This is a genomic window from Enterobacter sp. SORGH_AS_0287, assembly GCF_031453695.1.
Classification (GTDB): domain Bacteria; phylum Pseudomonadota; class Gammaproteobacteria; order Enterobacterales; family Enterobacteriaceae; genus Enterobacter; species Enterobacter ludwigii.
The window spans coordinates 4,039,888-4,060,361 of sequence record NZ_JAVIZW010000001.1 but is presented as its reverse complement, the minus strand read 5'-3'; the positions used below and the strand labels follow the sequence as shown (position 1 = coordinate 4,060,361).

Here is a 20,474-nt window from a genome sequence, read left to right as displayed (position 1 = left end):
AAAAACGCATGACGGAGGATGCCATGAAAACCCGAAAACTGACGGAAGCCGACGTAACGTCTGAATCTGTCTTTATGTTACAGCGCCGCCAGATCCTGAAAATGCTTGGCATCAGCGCCACCGCACTGACGCTTTCCCCTGCGGCTCATGCCGACCTGCTCGACTGGTTTAAAGGTAACGATCGCCCCAAAGCCCCTTCTGGCGCCCCACTCACCTTTACGAAGCCCGCTCAGTGGCAAAACACACTGACGCTCACGCCGGAAGACAAAGTGACCGGCTATAACAATTTCTACGAATTTGGTCTCGATAAGGCCGATCCTGCGGCCAACGCGGGGAGTATGAAAACCGATCCGTGGACGCTGAAAATCGACGGTGAAGTGGCAAAACCGCTGACGCTGGACCATCACGATCTCACCACCCGTTTTCCACTGGAAGAGCGTATCTACCGCATGCGCTGCGTGGAAGCCTGGTCGATGGTTGTGCCCTGGGTAGGCTTCCCGCTGCATAAACTGCTGGCGATGGTTGAACCCACCAGCAACGCAAAATATGTCTCTTTCCAGACGCGCTACGCCCCGGACGAGATGCCGGGCCAGAAAGATCGGTTTATCGGCGGTGGGCTTGCGTATCCGTATGTCGAAGGGTTACGGCTCGACGAAGCGATGCATCCTCTTACGCTGCTGACCGTCGGTGTTTACGGCAAAGCACTCCCGCCGCAGAACGGCGCGCCTGTTCGCTTAACGGTGCCGTGGAAGTATGGTTTTAAAGGGATTAAATCTATCGTCAGCATTAAGCTCACCCGCGAACGTCCACCCACGACCTGGAACCTGGCGGCGCCCGACGAATATGGCTTTTTTGCCAATGTGAACCCGCACGTCGATCATCCCCGCTGGTCGCAGGCCACCGAGCGATTTATCGGTTCCGGCGGCGCGCTGGATGTGAAGCGTCAGCCGACACTGCTGTTTAACGGCTACGCTGATGAAGTGGCGTCGCTTTACCGTGGCCTTAATTTACGGGAGAACTTCTGAGTGCGTTTAACGGCAAAACAGATAACCTGGCTGAAAGTGCTGTTGCACTTAGCCGGGTTGCTTCCTTTTATCTGGTTATTCTGGGCCGCCAGCCAGGGGCTTTTTAGCGCTGATCCGGCAAAGGATATCCAGCACTTTACCGGTCGGATGGCTCTGAAATTTTTACTGGCGACCTTGCTGGTGTCACCGTTAGCGCGCTACGCTAAACAGCCATTATTGATACGCACCCGCCGGCTTTTGGGGCTATGGTGTTTTGCCTGGGCGACGCTCCATTTGACCAGCTACGCCTTGCTGGAACTGGGCGTTAACAACCTGGCACTGCTGGGCCGCGAACTGGTTACCCGTCCGTACCTGACGTTAGGTATCGTGAGCTGGCTGGTGTTACTGGCATTAGCACTGACATCAACGCAATATGCACAACGTACATTGGGCAGGCGCTGGCAACTGCTGCACAACTTCGTCTATCTTGTCGCGATCCTCGCCCCCATCCATTATCTGTGGTCGGTGAAGATCCTCTCCCCGCAGCCCATACTCTACGCGCTGCTGGCTGTGGCGCTTTTAGCATGGCGTTACAAGAAGTTCCGTCAGTGGTTGCGATAATTCGCGAAACTGTGCGTTTTCCCGCAGAATCCCTGTCAACCGCGAATCTTTTTCGGATAGCGGTTGATAATCTTCCCTGATAAGACCAGTATTTAGCTGCCAAATGCTACGAAATCGTTATAATGTGCGACTTTGGTTTACCCGACAGCGGTTTTAGGCCTCTGAAAAGGTGACAATCGTGCTTCGAAGGTATATTTTGTTTTTTACCGGAGAATCGCAGGAGATAGCGGCACAATGGCTGATAAGTTCCATATCTTAGTTTTAAACGGACCGAACCTGAACATGCTCGGCACCCGCGAGCCAGAGAAGTACGGCTCGCTAACATTGAGTGAAATTGTTAACCGTCTGAGCACGGAAGCAACGTCGCTGAATGTGGATTTGGATCATTTTCAGTCGAACGCGGAGTACGCAATCATCGACCGTATTCATCAGGCTAAAGACACTGTGGACTATATCCTGATCAATCCGGCCGCGTTTACGCACACCAGTGTTGCTATTCGCGACGCACTGCTCGCAGTGAGTATCCCGTTTATCGAGATCCACCTGAGCAATGTGCACGCCCGAGAGCCGTTCCGCCACCATTCCTATCTATCAGATATCGCCGCTGGCGTTATTTGCGGACTGGGCGCTGACGGCTATTCATACGCTTTACAGACAGCGGTAAAACGCTTGTCACAATCACACTAAACAAGAGTACGGAACCCACTCATGGATATTCGTAAGATTAAAAAACTGATCGAGCTGGTTGAAGAATCAGGCATCTCCGAACTGGAAATTTCTGAAGGCGAAGAGTCTGTACGCATCAGCCGTGCAGCCCCAGCCGCTAGCTTCCCGGTAATGCAGCAGGCTTATGCTGCGCCAGTGCAGCAGCCTGCGCTTTCCGCAGCCGTTGCACCAGCAGCTGAAGCCGCACCTGCCGCTGCAGCAGAAATCAGTGGTCACATCGTACGTTCCCCAATGGTTGGTACTTTCTACCGCACCCCGAGCCCGGACGCGAAAGCGTTCATCGAAGTGGGTCAGAAAGTCAACGCAGGCGATACCCTGTGCATCGTTGAAGCGATGAAAATGATGAACCAGATCGAAGCAGACAAATCAGGCACTGTGAAAGCGATTCTGGTCGAAAGTGGTCAGCCGGTTGAATTTGACGAGCCGCTGGTCGTCATCGAGTAACGAGGCGAACATGCTGGATAAAATTGTTATCGCCAACCGCGGCGAGATTGCACTGCGTATTCTTCGTGCCTGTAAAGAACTGGGCATCAAGACCGTCGCTGTGCACTCAAGCGCGGATCGCGATTTAAAACACGTATTGCTGGCGGATGAGACGGTCTGTATTGGCCCGGCTCCGTCCGTAAAAAGCTATCTGAACATCCCGGCTATCATCAGCGCCGCTGAAATCACCGGCGCGGTGGCAATTCATCCGGGTTATGGCTTCCTCTCTGAGAACGCCAACTTTGCTGAGCAGGTTGAGCGCTCTGGCTTTATCTTCATCGGCCCGAAAGCTGACACTATCCGCCTGATGGGCGACAAAGTGTCCGCAATCACCGCGATGAAAAAAGCCGGTGTTCCAACCGTACCGGGCTCTGACGGTCCTCTGACCGACGACATGGATGCTAACCGTGCTCATGCGAAACGCATTGGCTATCCGGTTATCATCAAGGCGTCCGGCGGCGGCGGCGGTCGCGGTATGCGCGTTGTGCGTAGCGATGCTGAACTGGCTCAGTCCATCTCCATGACCAAAGCGGAAGCGAAAGCAGCTTTCAGCAATGACATGGTGTACATGGAAAAATACCTGGAAAACCCACGCCACATCGAAATTCAGGTGCTGGCTGACGGTCAGGGTAACGCTATCTATCTGGCAGAACGTGACTGCTCCATGCAGCGTCGTCACCAGAAAGTGGTTGAAGAAGCGCCAGCACCGGGCATTACGCCGGAACTGCGTCGCTACATCGGCGAGCGTTGTGCGAAAGCCTGTGTCGATATCGGCTATCGCGGTGCGGGTACTTTCGAGTTCCTGTTCGAAAACGGCGAGTTCTACTTCATTGAGATGAACACCCGTATTCAGGTAGAACACCCGGTTACCGAAATGATTACCGGCGTTGACCTGATCAAAGAACAGCTGCGTATCGCTGCGGGTCAGCCTCTGTCCATCAAACAGGAAGAAGTTGTGGTCAAAGGCCATGCGGTGGAATGCCGTATCAACGCCGAAGACCCGAATACCTTCCTGCCGAGCCCGGGTAAAATCACGCGTTTCCACGCGCCGGGTGGCTTTGGTGTGCGTTGGGAGTCTCATATCTACGCGGGTTACACCGTACCGCCGTACTATGACTCCATGATCGGTAAGCTTATCTGCTACGGCGAGAACCGTGACGTGGCAATTGCCCGCATGAAGAACGCCCTGCAGGAGCTGATCATCGACGGTATCAAAACCAACGTTGAACTGCAGATGCGTATCATGAGCGACGAGCACTTCCAGAATGGTGGGACTAACATCCACTATCTGGAGAAAAAACTCGGTCTGCAAGAGAAGTAATCGCGCAGTCACGCCAAAAAGGCCGGATAATCCGGCCTTTTTTTATTTCTGGGGATCGGAAAGCCCCATCATGTACAATCCCCGCTTTATTCATCCACAAGGGACAAAAAATGGACAAGCGTTTTGTTCAGGCCCATAAAGAAGCGCGATGGGCGCTGTGGCTGACCCTTCTCTATCTTGCCGCATGGTTGGTGACCGCTTACTTACCTGACTCAGCTATCGGCATTACCGGCCTGCCTCACTGGTTCGAAATGGCCTGCCTGCTGGTGCCGCTGGTCTTTATCCTGCTGTGCTGGGCAATGGTGAAATTTATCTACCGGGATATCCCGCTGGAGGATGATGATGCAGCTTGAAGTCATTCTGCCGCTGGTCGCGTACCTGGTGGTCGTGTTTGGTTTGTCCGTTTATGCAATGCGTAAGAGAACGACCGGCACCTTCCTGAATGAGTATTTCCTCGGCAGTCGCTCGATGGGCGGTGTCGTGCTGGCCATGACGCTTACCGCCACCTATATTAGCGCCAGCTCGTTTATCGGTGGCCCCGGTGCAGCCTATAAATACGGGTTAGGCTGGGTGCTGCTGGCAATGATTCAGCTGCCTGCCGTCTGGCTCTCGCTGGGTATACTGGGTAAAAAATTTGCCATTCTGGCACGCCGTTATAACGCCGTGACGCTCAACGATATGCTGTTTGCGCGCTACCAGAGCCGTCTGCTGGTGTGGCTGGCAAGCTTAAGCCTGCTGGTCGCGTTTATTGGTGCAATGACGGTGCAGTTCATCGGCGGGGCACGTCTGCTGGAAACCGCTGCAGGGATCCCCTATGAGACGGGCCTTATCATCTTTGGGGTGAGCATTGCGCTGTATACCGCGTTTGGCGGATTTCGCGCCAGCGTGCTGAACGATACGCTGCAGGGGATGGTGATGCTCGTTGGCACAATCGTTCTGCTGGTGGGAATTGTTCACGCCGCAGGTGGTCTGAGCCATGCCGTTGAAACTCTGGAAGCGATTGACCCGAAACTGATTTCCCCACAGGGTGCGGATGATATCCTTTCGCCAACATTTATGACGTCGTTCTGGGTGCTGGTGTGCTTTGGTGTTATTGGCCTGCCGCATACCGCCGTGCGTTGTATCTCATATAAAGACAGCAAAGCCGTTCACCGGGGTATTATTATTGGGACGGTCGTTGTTGCAATCCTGATGTTCGGCATGCATCTGGCGGGTGCGTTAGGACGTGCGGTTATCCCCGACCTTACGGTTCCCGATTTGGTGATCCCGACCCTGATGGTCAAAGTGCTTCCGCCTTTTGCCGCGGGGATATTCCTCGCCGCGCCAATGGCCGCCATAATGTCGACCATTAACGCCCAGCTACTGCAGAGTTCCGCTACGATCATTAAAGATCTCTATCTGAACCTGCGTCCTGAGCAGGTTCAAAATGAACGACGCCTGAAGCGTATGTCGGCGGTGATTACGCTCGTTTTAGGCGCGCTGCTGCTGTTAGCCGCATGGCGTCCGCCGGAGATGATCATCTGGCTGAACCTGCTGGCGTTTGGCGGCCTTGAAGCCGTCTTCCTGTGGCCGCTGGTATTGGGCCTCTACTGGGAGCGCGCCAACGCTGCCGGCGCCCTGAGCGGCATGATTGTCGGCGGTGTGCTGTATGCCGTGCTAGCTACATTTAAAATTCAGTACCTGGGCTTCCATCCTATTGTGCCTTCGTTACTGTTAAGTTTACTGGCGTTTGTGGTCGGGAACCGTTTCGGTCAGCCTGTCCCACAGCCCGCTACGATTTCTACTGATAAATAAAGAGTTTTGCCATGCCGTGGATCCAACTAAAACTGAATACAACCGGCGCTAACGCCGAAGAGCTAAGCGATGCGCTGATGGAAGTCGGTTCGGTCTCCATCACCTTCCAGGACACGCATGACACGCCGGTGTTTGAGCCACTGCCGGGCGAAACCCGCCTGTGGGGTGATACCGACGTTATTGGCCTGTTTGATGCAGAAACTGACATGAAAGAGGTTGTCGCGATCCTGGAAAATCATCCGCTGCTGGGTGCGGGTTTTGCACACAAAATCGAACAGCTGGAAGACAAAGACTGGGAACGCGAGTGGATGGATAACTTCCACCCGATGCAGTTCGGTAAACGTCTGTGGATCTGCCCGAGCTGGCGTGACGTTCCGGATGAAAACGCGGTAAACGTGATGCTGGATCCGGGCCTGGCATTTGGGACCGGTACTCACCCGACGACTTCTCTGTGCCTGCAGTGGCTGGACAGTCTGGATCTGGACGGCAAGACGGTGATCGACTTCGGATGCGGATCCGGGATCCTCGCTATCGCGGCGCTGAAACTGGGCGCGGCCAAAGCCATTGGGATCGATATCGATCCACAGGCTATTCAGGCCAGCCGTGATAACGCTGAACGCAACGGCGTTTCTGACCGTCTTGAACTGTATCTGCCGGATGCGCAGCCAGAAGCCATGAAAGCCGATGTGGTGGTGGCGAACATTCTGGCCGGCCCATTACGCGAACTGGCCCCGTTAATCAGCGTACTGCCCGTTGACGGCGGTCTGCTGGGGCTTTCCGGGATCCTGGCAAGCCAGGCTGACAGCGTTTGCGAAGCCTACGCCGATCTTTTCGCCCTCGATCCGGTGGTCGAAAAAGAAGAGTGGTGTCGTATTACGGGCCGTAAAAAGTAAGCCATTGGCGTGGTCATCTGACCACGCCTCTCTTCCTCCGATAATCCTCTCTTCCCGTGCCCTTCTCCGGTAAAATACCCACACAAATCATATTGATAAAAATGGTTTGAACCACAATAATTCACCGGAAGAATACTATGACCCACTTTACTGGCAAGGCAGCGCTCTTTGCGCTGAGCATTATCTCGGCTTCAGCCTGCGCATCACACTGGAGCTACGAAGGCGAAGGCGCACCGGAACACTGGGGCGAACTGGACGAGGCTTATAAAACCTGTCAAAGCGGGATGAATCAGTCCCCCATCAACATTGAATCCACTGCGAACGCGCACCTCTCCCCGCTGCAAACGCATTACATTGATGGCCCTGTGACGCTGACGAACAACGGCCACACCATTCAGGCAAGTGAAAAGCCGGAAACCCGCGATACCCTTACCCTCGATAAGCAAACCTGGACCCTGCAACAGTTCCATTTCCACGCGCCGAGCGAAAACACCGTGCATGGCAAGAAATTTGCGATGGAAATGCATCTGGTGCACAAAAACGCGGCCGGTGAGCTGGCGGTAGTGGCGGTCATGTTCGATAAAGGGGCCGCAAACCCGGAACTGAATAAGCTGTGGAGCGTCATGCCTGAGCAGGCCGAACAGAACGTCTCCATTAAGCAGGATCTCAATCTGAACAAGCTGATTCCAAAAGATAAAACGTACTGGCGCTTTAGCGGCTCGCTGACCACACCGCCGTGCTCAGAGGGGGTAACCTGGATTGTACTGAAGCACCCGCTGACCGTCTCTGCAGAGCAGCTTGAGAAATTCTCCCACACGATGCACCACGAAAATAACCGCCCGGTACAACCCCTTCATGGTCGCGTAGTCGTCGAATAATGCGCATTTTTCGCATGCAGATCATGTTCTAAAATGCGACTCAGATCGCAAACAAGCGGGATAATCTGCTGCTAAAAACAGCAGATTATCCCGCTCAAGTGATGCATTTATTCAGAAATGATGAGAAGTTACGGGAAATTGTAAGCGGCTATAAAATAATCATTCCATCATAACTTTATGATTTAACAGGTTTATAATTTTTACCTGAAGGACAGAGCGGCGATTCCTTGATCTACAACAGTGGATTGTTCAAAGTTTGGCCTTTCATCTCGTGCAAAAAATGCGTAATATACGCCGCCTTGCAGTCACAGTATGGTCATTTCTTAACTCATGCGCATCGGACACTACCAGCTCAGAAATCGCCTGATCGCAGCCCCAATGGCAGGTATTACCGACCGGCCGTTCAGGACGCTGTGCTATGAGATGGGGGCAGGTTTAACCGTTTCCGAGATGATGTCGTCTAACCCACAAGTGTGGGAAAGCGATAAGTCCCGCCTTCGGATGGTGCACGTTGATGAACCAGGTATTCGCACCGTGCAAATTGCCGGAAGCGTGCCTGAAGAGATGGCAGATGCCGCGCGGATTAACGTGGAAAGTGGCGCCCAGATTATTGATATCAATATGGGTTGCCCGGCCAAGAAAGTGAATCGCAAGCTTGCAGGTTCAGCCCTTCTGCAATACCCCGACCAGGTGAAGTCTATCCTGACCGCGGTTGTCAGCGCAGTGGACGTTCCTGTTACGTTGAAGATTCGCACGGGTTGGTCGCCGGAACACCGTAACTGTGTAGAGATTGCCCAACTGGCCGAAGACTGTGGCATTCAGGCCCTGACCATCCATGGACGCACTCGCGCCTGTTTGTTCAATGGTGAAGCTGAATACGACAGCATTCGGGCAGTTAAGCAGAAAGTTTCCATTCCGGTTATCGCGAATGGTGACATTACTGACCCGCTTAAAGCCAGAGCTGTGCTCGACTATACGGGAGCTGATGCTCTGATGATAGGACGTGCCGCTCAGGGAAGACCCTGGATCTTTCGGGAAATCCAGCATTATCTGGACACTGGGGAGTTGCTTGCCCCACTGCCACTGGCAGAGGTAAAGCGCTTGCTTTGTTCGCATGTTCGGGAATTGCATGACTTTTATGGTCAGGCAAAAGGGTACCGAATTGCGCGTAAACACGTATCCTGGTATCTCCAGGAGCACGCTCCAAATGACCAGTTTCGGCGCACATTCAACGCCATAGAGGATGCCAGCGTACAGCTGGAGGCGTTGGAGGCATACTTCGAAAATCTTGCGTAATGAAATAAAGAGCTGACAGAACTATGTTCGAACAACGCGTAAATTCTGACGTACTGACCGTTTCTACCGTTAACTCTCAGGATCAGGTAACTCAAAAGCCCCTGCGTGACTCGGTTAAACAGGCACTGAAGAACTATTTTGCTCAACTGAACGGTCAGGATGTTAATGACCTGTATGAGCTGGTACTGGCTGAAGTTGAACAGCCACTGTTGGACATGGTGATGCAATACACCCGCGGTAACCAAACCCGCGCTGCCCTGATGATGGGTATCAACCGTGGTACACTGCGTAAGAAACTGAAAAAATACGGCATGAACTAATTTCGATTAGCGAAATGCTTGTTTAAAAAGGCGCTACCTGGCATGGGGATGCGCCTTTTTTATTGCCCGTGCCTGTCACCGTCAAGGCTGTGTAAACCTTCGTTTATCCCCCTTTTAAACCGCGACTTTTCGTGTATATTTCCACCACCTCACTGAACCTCTTCGCCCGGAACGATACGCATGATTCGTAAATACTGGTGGCTGGTTGTATTTGCTGTCTCGGTTTTCCTCTTCGATGCGCTCCTGATGCAGTGGATTGAACTGATGAGCACTGAAGCCGATAAGTGTCGCAATATGAATTCCGTAAATCCGCTAAAATTAGTGAACTGCTCAGAACTCGACTAACCGCCTGACGTCGCTAAACTCACTGTTATGACCCACTAAAAACGGGGATTTAAATCCCTTTGAGCCGTTACCTTACGATGATAATGTCTCGCCCTTCTCAACCGCGCCTGCGTAACCTCACACTCGAGTAGAACCGATCATGCTGGTTAGCCAATACAACCATATCCTCGTCGTCCTCTCCTTTGTTGTTGCTATCCTTGCTGCCTATACCGCGCTGAATATGGCTGCTCGTGTTGCCGGGAGTCAGGGCGTAGCTGCGCGCGTCTGGCTGGCCGGCGGCGGTATTGCCATGGGGATTGGCGTGTGGGCCATGCATTTTATCGGCATGCTGGCGATGGACCTCTCCATGAGCATGCGCTACAACGCAACCCTGACGGTGCTATCCATGGTTATCGCCGTGGGCTCGTCACTGTTTGCGCTGTGGCTCGTAAGCTGTGAGCAGTTACGTTTGCGCCGTCTGCTGCCCGGTGCGTTAGTGATGGGGTGCGGCATTGTGGCGATGCATTACACCGGCATGGCGGCGCTGGAAGTCTCTCCCGGTATTATCTGGGACAAAACATGGGTGGCCATTTCGGTTGTCATTGCGCTTGCGGCTTCGCTCGCCGCATTATGGCTGACGTTCCGCTTGCGGCATGAAGCGTCTCAGGTGTCTCTGATGCGTCTTGCCGCCGCCGTTACGATGGGGATCGCCATTGCCGGTATGCACTATGCCGGGATGAAAGCCGCTCAGTTCCCAATGTCGACCATGACACACCATGAAGGTATTAACGGCAGCTGGCTGGCAGTACTGGTCAGCGTCGTCGCACTCGCCATACTGGGGATCACGCTGCTGGTCTCGATGCTGGATGCCCGCCTTCAGGCACGGACCTCTCTTCTGGCCTCATCCCTTGCAGAAGCGAACCGCGAACTCGCTCAACTGGCTTTGCAGGATACGCTGACGCGTCTGCCGAACCGTGTTTTGCTGGAGGACCGACTCGATCAGGCCATCAGCAAAGCTGACCGTGAAGGCACCCATTTTGCACTGATGTTCATGGATCTCGACGGGTTTAAAACCATCAACGATGCGTACGGCCATGATGTCGGTGACAGACTGCTTGTCGCCGTGACGCAGCGCCTGCTCACGCCCCTGAAGGGTCAGTTCACCCTTGCCCGTATCGGTGGTGATGAGTTTGTTCTGCTGGCAGAAGGAGAAGGTCCGGATGATGCGGCCTCGCTGGCCAACTCGCTGGTTCGCGCTATCGATAGCCCATTCAATCTGGATCCCTATGAACTGGTGGTAACCCTTAGCATTGGTATCGCGCTCTATCCCCACGACGGTAAAACCGAGCGCGAGCTGATGTTTAACGCCGATGCGGCGATGTACCACACGAAGCACATGGGCCGAAACGGTTATCACTTTTTCCAGCCCTCCATGAACACCCTGGCGCAGACCCATCTCCAGTTGATGAACGATCTGTGGCTGGCTATCGATCGTAATGAACTGCGCCTGCTTTATCAGCCAAAATTCCACGCACCGGCGGGTCCTGTCCTTGGGTTCGAGGCGCTATTGCGCTGGCAACACCCGAAGCAGGGATTACTGACGCCAGACCTGTTCCTGCCGCTGGCGGAAAAAACGGGGCTGATCATCCCGATTGGTAACTGGGTGCTTAATGAGGCCTGCCGTCAGTTGCGGGAGTGGCACCTTCAGGGTCATCAAAACTGGTCGATGGCGGTGAACCTGTCGACACTGCAGTTTGAACAACCTTCACTGGTTAAAACGGTGCTCGACTGCCTGACGCGTCACAACGTACCGCCGGAGATGCTGATCCTTGAAGTGACGGAAACCACGGCGATGAGCAACCCGGATGAGAGTGTGCGCGTGCTGACAGAGCTGACGGACGCAGGCGTGAAAGCGTCCATTGATGATTTTGGTACCGGTTATTCCAGCCTGCTTTATCTCAAGCGCCTGCCGGCCTGTGAGTTGAAAATCGACAGAGCGTTCGTGAAAGAGTTAAGCGGTGAAAGCGAAGACGCCACCATTGTCTCAGCGATCGTGGCCCTGGCAAAAACGCTAAATCTGAAAGTCGTGGCGGAAGGAGTGGAAACCGAAGCACAGCAAACCTTTTTGACGGCGCTGGGCTGCAACACGCTTCAGGGCTATCTGTTGGGCAAACCGGTCAGTGCACAGACCATCGAAACGCTCTGCGCGCAAGGGGAAATGTTACCTGGCGCTGAGCTAAAATCATCCTCATGAGGCGACACCCGCACGACAGGGAGTGTCGCCAGAATGCTATCGACCAGCGCAGGAGCCTGCTGATAAAGATTAAAGCTGCTGTTATTCATTAACCAGTTTTTAATGATTCCGCTGAAAAAACCGTGGAAAACAATCAGGGTCAGATCAACATTTACCTGTGACGAAATGAGGTTCCGCGAAATACAGTCCTGCAACGTGGCACGTAAAGACTCATAATTAAAACCAATACGTTTTCTGATTTCACACTCTGAAATCATATCGCTATTAAATTCACACTTATGATACAAAATTTGCAAAAGAGCGCATTGCCGAGGCTCATGTGCAATATATTGCAACGCAGCAATAAATTGCTCACGAAGCATTAACAACGGATCGCTGCCCGCAGAAAGAGAAAGTCTGTCACGAATGATGTCACGAAACGGTAATTGCTGTTCCCAGATGGCATTAAATATTTCTGATTTACTGGTAAAATGCCAATAGATGGCACCCCGTGTAACATTTGCTGCATCCGCGATATCCGTCAGCGTCGTGTTCGCCACGCCCCGCGTCGCAAACTGCCCGATAGCCGCTTCAATCAGCTGCTGACGGGTTTGTTGAGCCTCTTCTTTCTTTTTACGCGCCATAGACGACTACTCGTTACTCACAAGGTTTATATTTACACGGGTCAGATACACGAAAGTATTCACTACTTTGCGTTTTAATTTTGCACAAAAAAAGTCAAATCGCTTAATTAATAATTTAGACAAATGCATAGATATAATTAAATTCATGAGATGAATAATTGAGCCACGTTAAATGCCATTTATCTGATTAACCAGCCAGAACTATATCCTCGCTAACACCAGGTTTGATTCTGATTTTTGCCTTAAGGCCTGTTCATTCGCACTTATAAATTAAAAAACATTAATTACCCTCATTATTATACGCCCTACATTTTATTTTTATCCCTCTGCCCTGCTACCGATTCACGGCAAATATCGGTTCATGGGTATTTAAAGGAACAGTAATGACGAATTATTTCAGACGTTTGCCCTTATCCGGTTTTATTGTCTGCGCGGTACTGCTCACTGGATGCGATGGTCAGGAAAACCAACCACCACATCCGCAGGCGCCTCAGGTCAGCGTGCATATAGTGAAAAGCGCCCCTCTGGCTATCACCACCGAACTCCCGGGCAGAACAGATGCCTTTCGCGTTGCGGAGGTTCGTCCTCAGGTGAGCGGCATCATATTGCGTCGTAACTTCACAGAGGGAAGTGATGTAAAAGCCGGCGAGTCACTTTATCAGATCGATCCTGCCACCTATCAGGCCGCGTATGACAACGCGAAAGGTGAACTCGCGAAGGCCCAGGCGGCGGCTAACATTGCGCACCTGACGGTAAAACGTTATCTCACGCTGGTTGGCACGCAGTATGTCAGCAAGCAGGAATACGACCAGGCCGTGGCGACAGCGCAGCAAGCAGATGCCAGCGTCGTTGCCGCACAGGCAGGCGTTGAAAGCGCGCGCATTAATCTTGCCTATACCAAAGTGACGTCTCCCGTCGAGGGTCGCATCGGTAAATTCAGCGTCACCGAAGGCGCGCTGGTGACCAACGGGCAAGCCGCAGCCCTGGCAACGGTTCAGCAGCTTGATCCGATGTATGTCGACGTCACCCAGTCCAGCAGTGATTTTATGCGTCTGAAGCAGACGAGCCTGCAAAAAGGAGAGGCCACCAGCACCGTTGAGCTGGTGATGGAGAATGGTCAGCCCTACCCGTTGAAAGGTACGCTGCAGTTCTCGGATGTCACGGTCGACGAAAGTACCGGCTCTATCACCTTGCGCGCGATTTTCCCAAACCCACAGCACCTGCTGTTGCCTGGCATGTTTGTCCGGGCCCGCATTGATGAAGGCACACAGCCTGATGCGATTCTGGTCCCACAACAAGGCGTGACCCGCACGCCGCGCGGTGATGCATCCGTTCTGGTGGTTAACGATAAAAACCAGGTTGAGTCACGTACCGTCGTTGCCCCTCAGGCGATTGGCGATCGCTGGCTGGTGACGGAAGGGCTGAAAAATGGCGACCGCGTCATTGTCAGCGGCTTACAAAAAGTCAGACCGGGCGCTACCGTCGTCGCGACGCCTGATACCACCACGACTCCAGCCGGTTAAGGGACGACGACATGGCTAATTTCTTTATCCAACGGCCGGTTTTCGCCTGGGTACTTGCCATCATTTTGATGATTGCAGGCGGGCTGGCTATTCTCAAACTGCCCATCGCGCAGTATCCGACCATTGCCCCTCCCGCCGTGGCTATCACCGCAACGTATCCGGGTGCTGATGCGCAAACTGTGCAGGATACCGTAACGCAGGTTATCGAACAGAACATGAACGGTATCGATAACCTGATGTATATGTCATCCACCAGCGATTCCGCAGGTAATGTCACCATCACGCTGACCTTCCAGTCTGGAACAGACCCGGACATTGCGCAGGTACAGGTCCAGAACAAACTGCAGCTCGCCATGCCGCTGCTCCCCCAAGAGGTCCAGCAGCAAGGGATCGGTGTTGAGAAGTCCAGCAGCAGCTTCCTGCTGGTCGCAGGCTTTGTTTCCGATAACAAAGACCTCACGCAGGATGACATCTCTGACTATGTCGCGTCTAACGTGAAAGATGCCATTAGCCGCACCACGGGAGTTGGTGATGTGCAGCTGTTTGGTGCCCAGTATGCGATGCGCATCTGGCTCGACAGCAACGCGATGAACAAATACCAGCTGACGCCACTGGATGTGATTAATCAGCTGAAAACGCAGAACGATCAGATAGCGGCCGGCCAGTTAGGCGGAACGCCGTCAGTACCGGGGCAGCAGTTGAACGCCTCGATCATTGCACAAACGCGTCTGAAATCTCCGGAAGAGTTTGGCCGCGTGACGCTAAAGGTGAACCAGGACGGCTCCATGGTTCATCTGAAAGATGTGGCCCGCATTGAGCTGGGTGGCGAAAACTACAATATGGTCACCAAAATCAACGGGCAAGCGGCAACCGGCCTGGGGATTAAGCTGGCTACCGGTGCAAACGCACTGGACACGGCCGCCGCCATCAAGAGCAAACTGGCCCAGCTCCAGCAGTTCTTCCCGCAGGGGCTGAAGGTTGTCTACCCCTATGACACCACGCCTTTTGTGAAGATCTCTATCCACGAAGTGGTGAAAACGCTGTTCGAAGCGATCATTCTCGTCTTCCTGGTGATGTATCTTTTCCTGCAAAACCTGCGGGCGACGCTTATCCCGACAATTGCGGTGCCGGTCGTGCTGTTGGGTACGTTTGCGATCCTGGCGGCGTTCGGTTTCTCCATCAACACCCTGACCATGTTCGGTATGGTGCTGGCGATTGGCCTGCTGGTTGATGACGCCATCGTGGTGGTTGAGAACGTCGAACGCGTCATGGTTGAGGACAAGCTGCCGCCAAAAGAGGCGACGCAGAAGTCGATGGGGCAGATACAGGGCGCACTGGTGGGTATCGCCATGGTGCTCTCGGCGGTCTTTATCCCCATGGCCTTTTTTGGCGGTTCAACGGGAGCCATCTATCGTCAGTTCTCGCTGACCATTGTCTCGGCTATGGCGCTGTCAGTGCTGGTCGCTCTGATTCTGACACCGGCACTGTGCGCCACCTTGCTTAAGCCCGTTTCCAGCGATCACCACGAAAAGAAAGGTGGCTTCTTCGGCTGGTTTAATGCGCTCTTTGATCGGAGCGTGGAGCATTACAGCAACAGCGTAAGCGGCATTTTGCGTAAGACCGGGCGCTATCTGGTGGTATACGTCATCATCGTCGGTGGTATGGCTGTACTGTTCCTGCGCTTACCCACCTCCTTCCTGCCCGAAGAGGATCAGGGGGTATTTATGACTATGGTCCAGCTCCCCGCCGGAGCCACCCAGATGCGTACCCAGCAGGTGCTTGACCAGGTTCAAAATTATTATCTCAACAACGAGAAGGCTAACGTCGAATCGGTGTTTACCGTGAACGGCTTTAGCTTTAGTGGTCAGGGTCAGAACGCCGGTATTGCGTTCGTTAGCCTAAAGCCCTGGGAAGCGCGTCCCGGAGCAGAAAATAGCGTTGAGGCGATCGTAAGGCGTGCGACAAAGGCCTTCGGTCAGATTAAAGATGGCCTCGTGTTCCCGTTTAACCTGCCTGCGATTATCGAGCTGGGTACCGCAACGGGCTTTGACTTTGAGTTGATTGATCAAGCTAACCTGGGGCATACCCAACTGACTCAGGCGCGTAATCAGCTGCTCGGCATGGTGAAAGCGCACCCCGATCTGCTGGTTCGCGTTCGTCCTAACGGTCTGGAAGATACCCCACAGTTCAAACTGGATGTCGACCAGGAGAAGGCACAGGCGCTGGGCGTCAGCCTCTCTGACGTCAACCAGACGATCTCGACGGCATTGGGGGGAACCTATGTGAACGACTTTATCGATCATGGACGCGTGAAAAAAGTGTACGTCCAGGCCGACGCGCACTTCCGTATGTTGCCAGGGGACATCAACAACCTCTACGTGCGCAGCGCGAATGGTGAAATGGTGCCGTTCTCCTCCTTTAGCAGCTCGCACTGGGTGTATGGCTCGCCTCGCCTGGAGCGCTACAACGGAATGCCTTCGATGGAGATCCTCGGTGAGTCCGCGCCGGGTAAAAGTACCGGTGAGGCGATGGCCTTGATGGAGAACCTCGCCGCAAAACTGCCTTCCGGTATCGGCCATGACTGGACGGGAATGTCTTATCAGGAACGACTGTCTGGTAACCAGGCACCTGCCCTGTACGCCATTTCACTGATTGTGGTGTTCCTGTGCCTGGCTGCGCTTTATGAAAGCTGGTCTATTCCCTTCTCGGTCATGCTGGTTGTGCCGCTGGGTGTCACGGGCGCGCTTCTCGCCGCATCGATTCGCGGGTTAAATAATGATGTCTATTTCCAGGTCGGCCTGCTGACAACGATTGGTCTGTCGGCGAAAAACGCCATTCTGATCGTCGAGTTTGCTAAGGATCTGATGGATAAAGAAGGTAAAGGGATCATTGAAGCCACACTGGAAGCATCCAGAATGCGTCTTCGACCGATCCTGATGACGTCGCTGGCCTTTATCCTTGGCGTGATGCCACTGGTCATCAGCAGAGGAGCCGGGAGCGGCGCGCAAAATGCTGTCGGGACAGGTGTTATGGGAGGGATGCTTTCCGCAACGCTTCTGGCCATTTTCTTCGTGCCCGTCTTCTTTGTGGTTGTCCGGCGCCGGTTTACGAAACACAAAGAGTAATGTTTCTCAAAAAAGGCACCTCAGGTGCCTTTTTTATTTTTAGCATAAACAATGAATTAGATATGTCATACTCACAGCATTAATAGTTAACCATTTGCATTAAGTAAAAACGCCGCGTTACGTCTTCATATTTTCTCCATTAATTCATCCTGACAGCGACTTTTCTCCACGATTTTTACAAACAACATAATTTGAGATTATTCCCCGTGCAACGTTGCCTTATCCCGGTGGTAAAATAGTCTCCAGTTCGTTAATAGCCCTCCTGGCTGTATAGCGAATGAGAAATAATACTGAGGTAACATCATGAAAAGATTCATTTCCGTTGCACTACTCGCTGCGCTGCTTGCTGGATGCGCGCACGACTCTCCATGTGTACCGGTATACGACGATCAAGGCCGACTGGTTCATACCAATACCTGTATGAAAGGCACCACTCAGGACAACTGGGAAACAGCAGGTGCTATCGCCGGTGGTGCTGCCGCAGTGGCAGGTTTGACGCTGGGTATCGTTGCTCTGACGAAGTAACATCAGAACGTATCATGTGTGTAGAAAGCGCGGCTCTGTCCGCGCTTTTGCTTTTAAAGAGTGCAGCGTTTTCAGATAAGTAAAAAAATAGCCCCGTCTTTACCCAGACTGTTTATTTCATTCTGCGGACAGTCACATATTTTTAATGCACAGCGTTAAATTACATATTCTATCGTGATGATTTTCACATATTAATTACATTTAATACCCTGCCAATATTCACCCCAGAAACTATCTCTTCTTTTTAAGGTATAGCCGCTGAAAGTTTTGCTCCGATTTGTGGCACAGGTTGTAATTTCGCACCGTTTCGGGGCGCTCTCTTTATTTAACCCTGTCTACACTCAGCATTATGCGTTCATTGGTCACCTATTTTGTTGAGCGCAAAACCTGGCATTACGTTTGCTTTATAAACGTTGGCCAAAGCCACAGACAGGTAAAGCGTTTAAAACGCCTCTATAACGATAAATTTCGCCACACAGGATGCATTATGAAAAAGACGATGATAGCCAGCCTGGCCGCCGCGGGCATGTTGTTTGCTGTAGCCGGTCAGGCCCATGCGGGTACGACACTGGATGCCGTTAAAAAGAAAGGGTTTGTTCAATGTGGGATCAGTGACGGTTTACCTGGCTTCTCTTATGCCGATGCAAACGGCAAATTTACCGGTATTGATGTTGATGTCTGCCGCGGTGTCGCCGCCGCCGTTTTCGGTGACAACAGTAAAGTAAAATATACCCCGCTGACGGCGAAAGAACGTTTTACTGCATTACAGTCTGGCGAAGTTGACATGCTTTCCCGTAATACCACCTGGACCTCCTCCCGTGATGCAGGCATGGGAATGGCATTTACTGGCGTGACCTATTATGACGGTATCGGTTTCCTGACCCACAATAAAGCGGGCCTGAAAAGCGCCAAAGAGCTGGATGGCGCGACCGTTTGTATCCAGGCCGGTACCGATACCGAGCTGAACGTCGCGGATTATTTCAAAGCAAATAACATGAAATATACCCCTGTGACATTCGATCGCTCCGATGAATCGGCCAAAGCGCTGGAATCCGGTCGTTGCGACACGCTGGCTTCTGACCAGTCACAGCTGTACGCCTTGCGTATTAAGCTGAGCAACCCGGCGGAGTGGATTGTCCTGCCTGAAGTGATCTCCAAGGAGCCTCTTGGACCGGTTGTGCGTCGTGGCGATGAAGACTGGTTCTCCATTGTTCGCTGGACGCTGTTTGCCATGCTGAATGCCGAAGAGATGGGCATCAACTCGAAAAACGTCGACGAGAAAGCCGCTAAACCGTCCACGCCGGATATGGCTCATCTGCTGGGAACAGAGGGCGATTTCGGGAAGGATCTGAAGCTGGATAACAAGTGGGCTTACAACATCATCAAACAGGTGGGTAACTACGCTGAGATCTTTGAGCGCAACGTGGGATCGGAAAGCCCTCTGAAGATCAAACGCGGCCAGAACAATCTCTGGAACAACGGCGGTATTCAGTACGCGCCACCAGTACGTTAAGTCATTGCTGTAACGGGCACTGTTAAGGCAGTGCCCGCCCCAGAGTCATGGTCACCGAGGTTTCTTTATGTCCCATCGCCGCTCAGCCGTAAAAGGATCGCTATCCTTTTCTCATCCCGCGGTCCGCGCCTGGCTATTCCAGGTTATTGCGATTATTGCGGTTGTTCTTATCGCCGTGTATCTCATCCATAACACTATAACCAACCTGAATAATCGCGGTATTACCTCCGGCTTTGCTTTTCTGGATCGCAGCGCGGGGTTTGGCATTGTTCAACACCTTATTGATTATCAGGAAGGCGACACGTATGGACGCGTGTTCGTGGTCGGTTTACTGAATACGCTGCTGGTCTCTGCACTTTGTATTGTCTTTGCCTCCATACTGGGCTTCTTTATTGGTCTGGCACGTCTGTCCGAAAACTGGCTGCTGCGCAAACTGTCTACTTTTTATATTGAGACGTTCCGTAATATCCCGCCGCTGCTGCAGATCTTTTTCTGGTATTTTGCCGTGCTGCGCAACCTGCCGGGGCCACGTCAGGCTATTGACGCTCTTGATCTGTTTTTCCTGAGTAATCGCGGGTTGTATATTCCTTCTCCGCAGCCGGGTGAAGGGTTGTATGCCTTCATTGCCGCCCTTGTAATAGCGCTTGCTCTCTCAGCCGCCATGTTCCGCTATAACCGCAAGCATCAGTTCAAAACCGGGCAGCTTCGTAAAACCTGGCCAACCGCCGCCATCCTTATCATTGGTCTGCCACTTCTGACACACTGGCTGTTTGGGGCCGCCCTTCACTGGGATATTCCGCAGCTGCGTGGCTTTAACTTCCAGGGCGGAATGGTTTTAATTCCTGAGCTGGCAGCCCTGACGCTGGCGCTTTCGATTTATACCTCTGCATTTATCGCCGAGATTATTCGTGCGGGGATCCAGGCCGTTCCTTACGGGCAACACGAGGCGGCGCGCTCGCTGGGATTACCCCATACGGTGACGCTTCGTCAGGTCATTATTCCGCAAGCGTTACGGGTCATCATTCCGCCGCTGACCAGTCAATACCTCAATATTGTCAAAAACTCATCGCTGGCGGCCGCCATTGGCTACCCCGATATGGTGTCGCTGTTTGCCGGAACCGTGCTTAACCAGACTGGACAAGCCATTGAAACTATTGCCATCACAATGTCTGTCTATCTGATCATCAGCCTGGTGATTTCGTTGCTGATGAACCTCTATAACCGTCGTATAGCACTGGTCGAGCGCTAAGG

At 52.9% G+C, this 20,474-nt stretch carries 19 protein-coding genes; 18 read left to right on the top strand and 1 reads right to left on the bottom strand.

The features are described 5' to 3' along the window. Positions 1–23: 23 nt before the first annotated feature. The 13 genes from msrP to QE396_RS19280 all read left to right on the top strand — a co-directional run bounded on the left by msrP (position 24) and on the right by QE396_RS19280 (position 11,914). Positions 24–1,025, top strand: coding sequence for a protein-methionine-sulfoxide reductase catalytic subunit MsrP (msrP, locus tag QE396_RS19340; protein WP_020883504.1), 1,002 nt, complete (start codon positions 24–26; stop codon positions 1,023–1,025). Then, complete coding sequence (gene msrQ / locus QE396_RS19335) at positions 1,026–1,625, top strand: protein-methionine-sulfoxide reductase heme-binding subunit MsrQ (protein ID WP_020883503.1); 600 nt, start codon at positions 1,026–1,028, stop codon at positions 1,623–1,625. A gap of 234 nt (positions 1,626–1,859) precedes the next feature. Continuing rightward, positions 1,860–2,312: a type II 3-dehydroquinate dehydratase gene (gene aroQ, locus QE396_RS19330; RefSeq protein WP_014171865.1), complete on the top strand. Its 453-nt coding sequence runs from the start codon at positions 1,860–1,862 to the stop codon at positions 2,310–2,312. 21 nt (positions 2,313–2,333) lie between these two features. Beyond that, positions 2,334–2,795, top strand: coding sequence for an acetyl-CoA carboxylase biotin carboxyl carrier protein (gene accB, locus QE396_RS19325; protein WP_014171866.1), 462 nt, complete (start codon positions 2,334–2,336; stop codon positions 2,793–2,795). A 10-nt stretch (positions 2,796–2,805) separates the two neighbouring features. Continuing rightward, positions 2,806–4,155, top strand: coding sequence for an acetyl-CoA carboxylase biotin carboxylase subunit (gene accC / locus QE396_RS19320; RefSeq protein ID WP_020883502.1), 1,350 nt, complete (start codon positions 2,806–2,808; stop codon positions 4,153–4,155). Positions 4,156–4,265: 110 nt separating this feature from the next. Continuing rightward, a complete protein-coding gene (locus QE396_RS19315) occupies positions 4,266–4,508 on the top strand; it encodes a YhdT family protein (RefSeq protein WP_006178860.1) in 243 nt (80 codons plus the stop codon). Next, complete coding sequence (gene panF, locus QE396_RS19310; protein ID WP_020883501.1) at positions 4,498–5,949, top strand: sodium/pantothenate symporter; 1,452 nt, start codon at positions 4,498–4,500, stop codon at positions 5,947–5,949. Before QE396_RS19315 ends, panF begins: the two co-directional genes overlap by 11 nt. An 11-nt stretch (positions 5,950–5,960) precedes the next feature. After that, a complete protein-coding gene (prmA, locus tag QE396_RS19305) occupies positions 5,961–6,842 on the top strand; it encodes a 50S ribosomal protein L11 methyltransferase (protein ID WP_020883500.1) in 882 nt (293 codons plus the stop codon). Between the two features lie 137 nt (positions 6,843–6,979). After that, the gene (locus QE396_RS19300; protein ID WP_020883499.1) at positions 6,980–7,720 is read left to right on the top strand and encodes a carbonic anhydrase; all 741 of its coding nucleotides are present in this window, start codon (positions 6,980–6,982) and stop codon (positions 7,718–7,720) included. A 330-nt stretch (positions 7,721–8,050) separates the two neighbouring features. Next, complete coding sequence (gene dusB / locus QE396_RS19295; protein WP_014171871.1) at positions 8,051–9,016, top strand: tRNA dihydrouridine synthase DusB; 966 nt, start codon at positions 8,051–8,053, stop codon at positions 9,014–9,016. Between the two features lie 23 nt (positions 9,017–9,039). Beyond that, positions 9,040–9,336, top strand: coding sequence for a DNA-binding transcriptional regulator Fis (fis, locus tag QE396_RS19290; RefSeq protein ID WP_000462905.1), 297 nt, complete (start codon positions 9,040–9,042; stop codon positions 9,334–9,336). A gap of 180 nt (positions 9,337–9,516) precedes the next feature. Then, the gene (locus QE396_RS19285) at positions 9,517–9,681 is read left to right on the top strand and encodes a DUF2556 family protein (RefSeq protein ID WP_020883498.1); all 165 of its coding nucleotides are present in this window, start codon (positions 9,517–9,519) and stop codon (positions 9,679–9,681) included. 139 nt (positions 9,682–9,820) lie between these two features. Beyond that, complete coding sequence (locus QE396_RS19280) at positions 9,821–11,914, top strand: bifunctional diguanylate cyclase/phosphodiesterase (RefSeq protein ID WP_020883497.1); 2,094 nt, start codon at positions 9,821–9,823, stop codon at positions 11,912–11,914. Here the strand turns inward: QE396_RS19280 and envR are convergent. Further along, positions 11,818–12,537, bottom strand: a complete 720-nt coding sequence (envR, locus tag QE396_RS19275; protein WP_020883496.1) for an acrEF/envCD operon transcriptional regulator — start codon at positions 12,535–12,537, stop codon at positions 11,818–11,820. The genes QE396_RS19280 and envR overlap by 97 nt on opposite strands. A 383-nt stretch (positions 12,538–12,920) precedes the next feature. On the opposite strand from envR, the gene QE396_RS19270 reads away from it, so the two are divergent. The 5 genes from QE396_RS19270 (at position 12,921) to QE396_RS19250 (ending at position 20,472) form a co-directional block, all read left to right on the top strand. Next, positions 12,921–14,060: an efflux RND transporter periplasmic adaptor subunit gene (locus QE396_RS19270; protein WP_309952140.1), complete on the top strand. Its 1,140-nt coding sequence runs from the start codon at positions 12,921–12,923 to the stop codon at positions 14,058–14,060. 11 nt (positions 14,061–14,071) lie between these two features. Further along, positions 14,072–17,185 carry an efflux RND transporter permease subunit gene (locus QE396_RS19265; RefSeq protein WP_020883494.1) on the top strand — a complete coding sequence of 1,038 codons (3,114 nt, stop codon included), beginning with the start codon at positions 14,072–14,074 and terminating at the stop codon, positions 17,183–17,185. Between the two features lie 303 nt (positions 17,186–17,488). After that, positions 17,489–17,710, top strand: coding sequence for a lipoprotein (locus tag QE396_RS19260; protein WP_008502867.1), 222 nt, complete (start codon positions 17,489–17,491; stop codon positions 17,708–17,710). 487 nt (positions 17,711–18,197) lie between these two features. Beyond that, on the top strand, positions 18,198–19,223 hold the full coding sequence (locus QE396_RS19255; RefSeq protein WP_020883493.1) for an amino acid ABC transporter substrate-binding protein: 1,026 nt from the start codon (positions 18,198–18,200) through the stop codon (positions 19,221–19,223). 67 nt (positions 19,224–19,290) lie between these two features. Then, positions 19,291–20,472 (top strand): amino acid ABC transporter permease, encoded by a 1,182-nt coding sequence (locus QE396_RS19250; protein WP_014171878.1) that lies wholly within the window; start codon positions 19,291–19,293, stop codon positions 20,470–20,472. The last annotated feature ends 2 nt before the right edge of the window (positions 20,473–20,474 follow it).

Coding starts and splice junctions, on each gene's coding strand:
- QE396_RS19250 (WP_014171878.1), top strand. CDS start 19,291: ATGTCCCATCGCCGCTCAGCCGTAAAAGGATCGCTATCCTTTTCTCAT.
- dusB (WP_014171871.1), top strand. CDS start 8,051: ATGCGCATCGGACACTACCAGCTCAGAAATCGCCTGATCGCAGCCCCA.
- aroQ (WP_014171865.1), top strand. CDS start 1,860: ATGGCTGATAAGTTCCATATCTTAGTTTTAAACGGACCGAACCTGAAC.
- QE396_RS19285 (WP_020883498.1), top strand. CDS start 9,517: ATGATTCGTAAATACTGGTGGCTGGTTGTATTTGCTGTCTCGGTTTTC.
- QE396_RS19270 (WP_309952140.1), top strand. CDS start 12,921: ATGACGAATTATTTCAGACGTTTGCCCTTATCCGGTTTTATTGTCTGC.
- QE396_RS19280 (WP_020883497.1), top strand. CDS start 9,821: ATGCTGGTTAGCCAATACAACCATATCCTCGTCGTCCTCTCCTTTGTT.
- panF (WP_020883501.1), top strand. CDS start 4,498: ATGCAGCTTGAAGTCATTCTGCCGCTGGTCGCGTACCTGGTGGTCGTG.
- QE396_RS19255 (WP_020883493.1), top strand. CDS start 18,198: ATGAAAAAGACGATGATAGCCAGCCTGGCCGCCGCGGGCATGTTGTTT.
- msrP (WP_020883504.1), top strand. CDS start 24: ATGAAAACCCGAAAACTGACGGAAGCCGACGTAACGTCTGAATCTGTC.
- QE396_RS19300 (WP_020883499.1), top strand. CDS start 6,980: ATGACCCACTTTACTGGCAAGGCAGCGCTCTTTGCGCTGAGCATTATC.
- QE396_RS19315 (WP_006178860.1), top strand. CDS start 4,266: ATGGACAAGCGTTTTGTTCAGGCCCATAAAGAAGCGCGATGGGCGCTG.
- accC (WP_020883502.1), top strand. CDS start 2,806: ATGCTGGATAAAATTGTTATCGCCAACCGCGGCGAGATTGCACTGCGT.
- envR (WP_020883496.1), bottom strand. CDS start 12,537: ATGGCGCGTAAAAAGAAAGAAGAGGCTCAACAAACCCGTCAGCAGCTG.
- QE396_RS19265 (WP_020883494.1), top strand. CDS start 14,072: ATGGCTAATTTCTTTATCCAACGGCCGGTTTTCGCCTGGGTACTTGCC.
- QE396_RS19260 (WP_008502867.1), top strand. CDS start 17,489: ATGAAAAGATTCATTTCCGTTGCACTACTCGCTGCGCTGCTTGCTGGA.
- prmA (WP_020883500.1), top strand. CDS start 5,961: ATGCCGTGGATCCAACTAAAACTGAATACAACCGGCGCTAACGCCGAA.
- accB (WP_014171866.1), top strand. CDS start 2,334: ATGGATATTCGTAAGATTAAAAAACTGATCGAGCTGGTTGAAGAATCA.
- fis (WP_000462905.1), top strand. CDS start 9,040: ATGTTCGAACAACGCGTAAATTCTGACGTACTGACCGTTTCTACCGTT.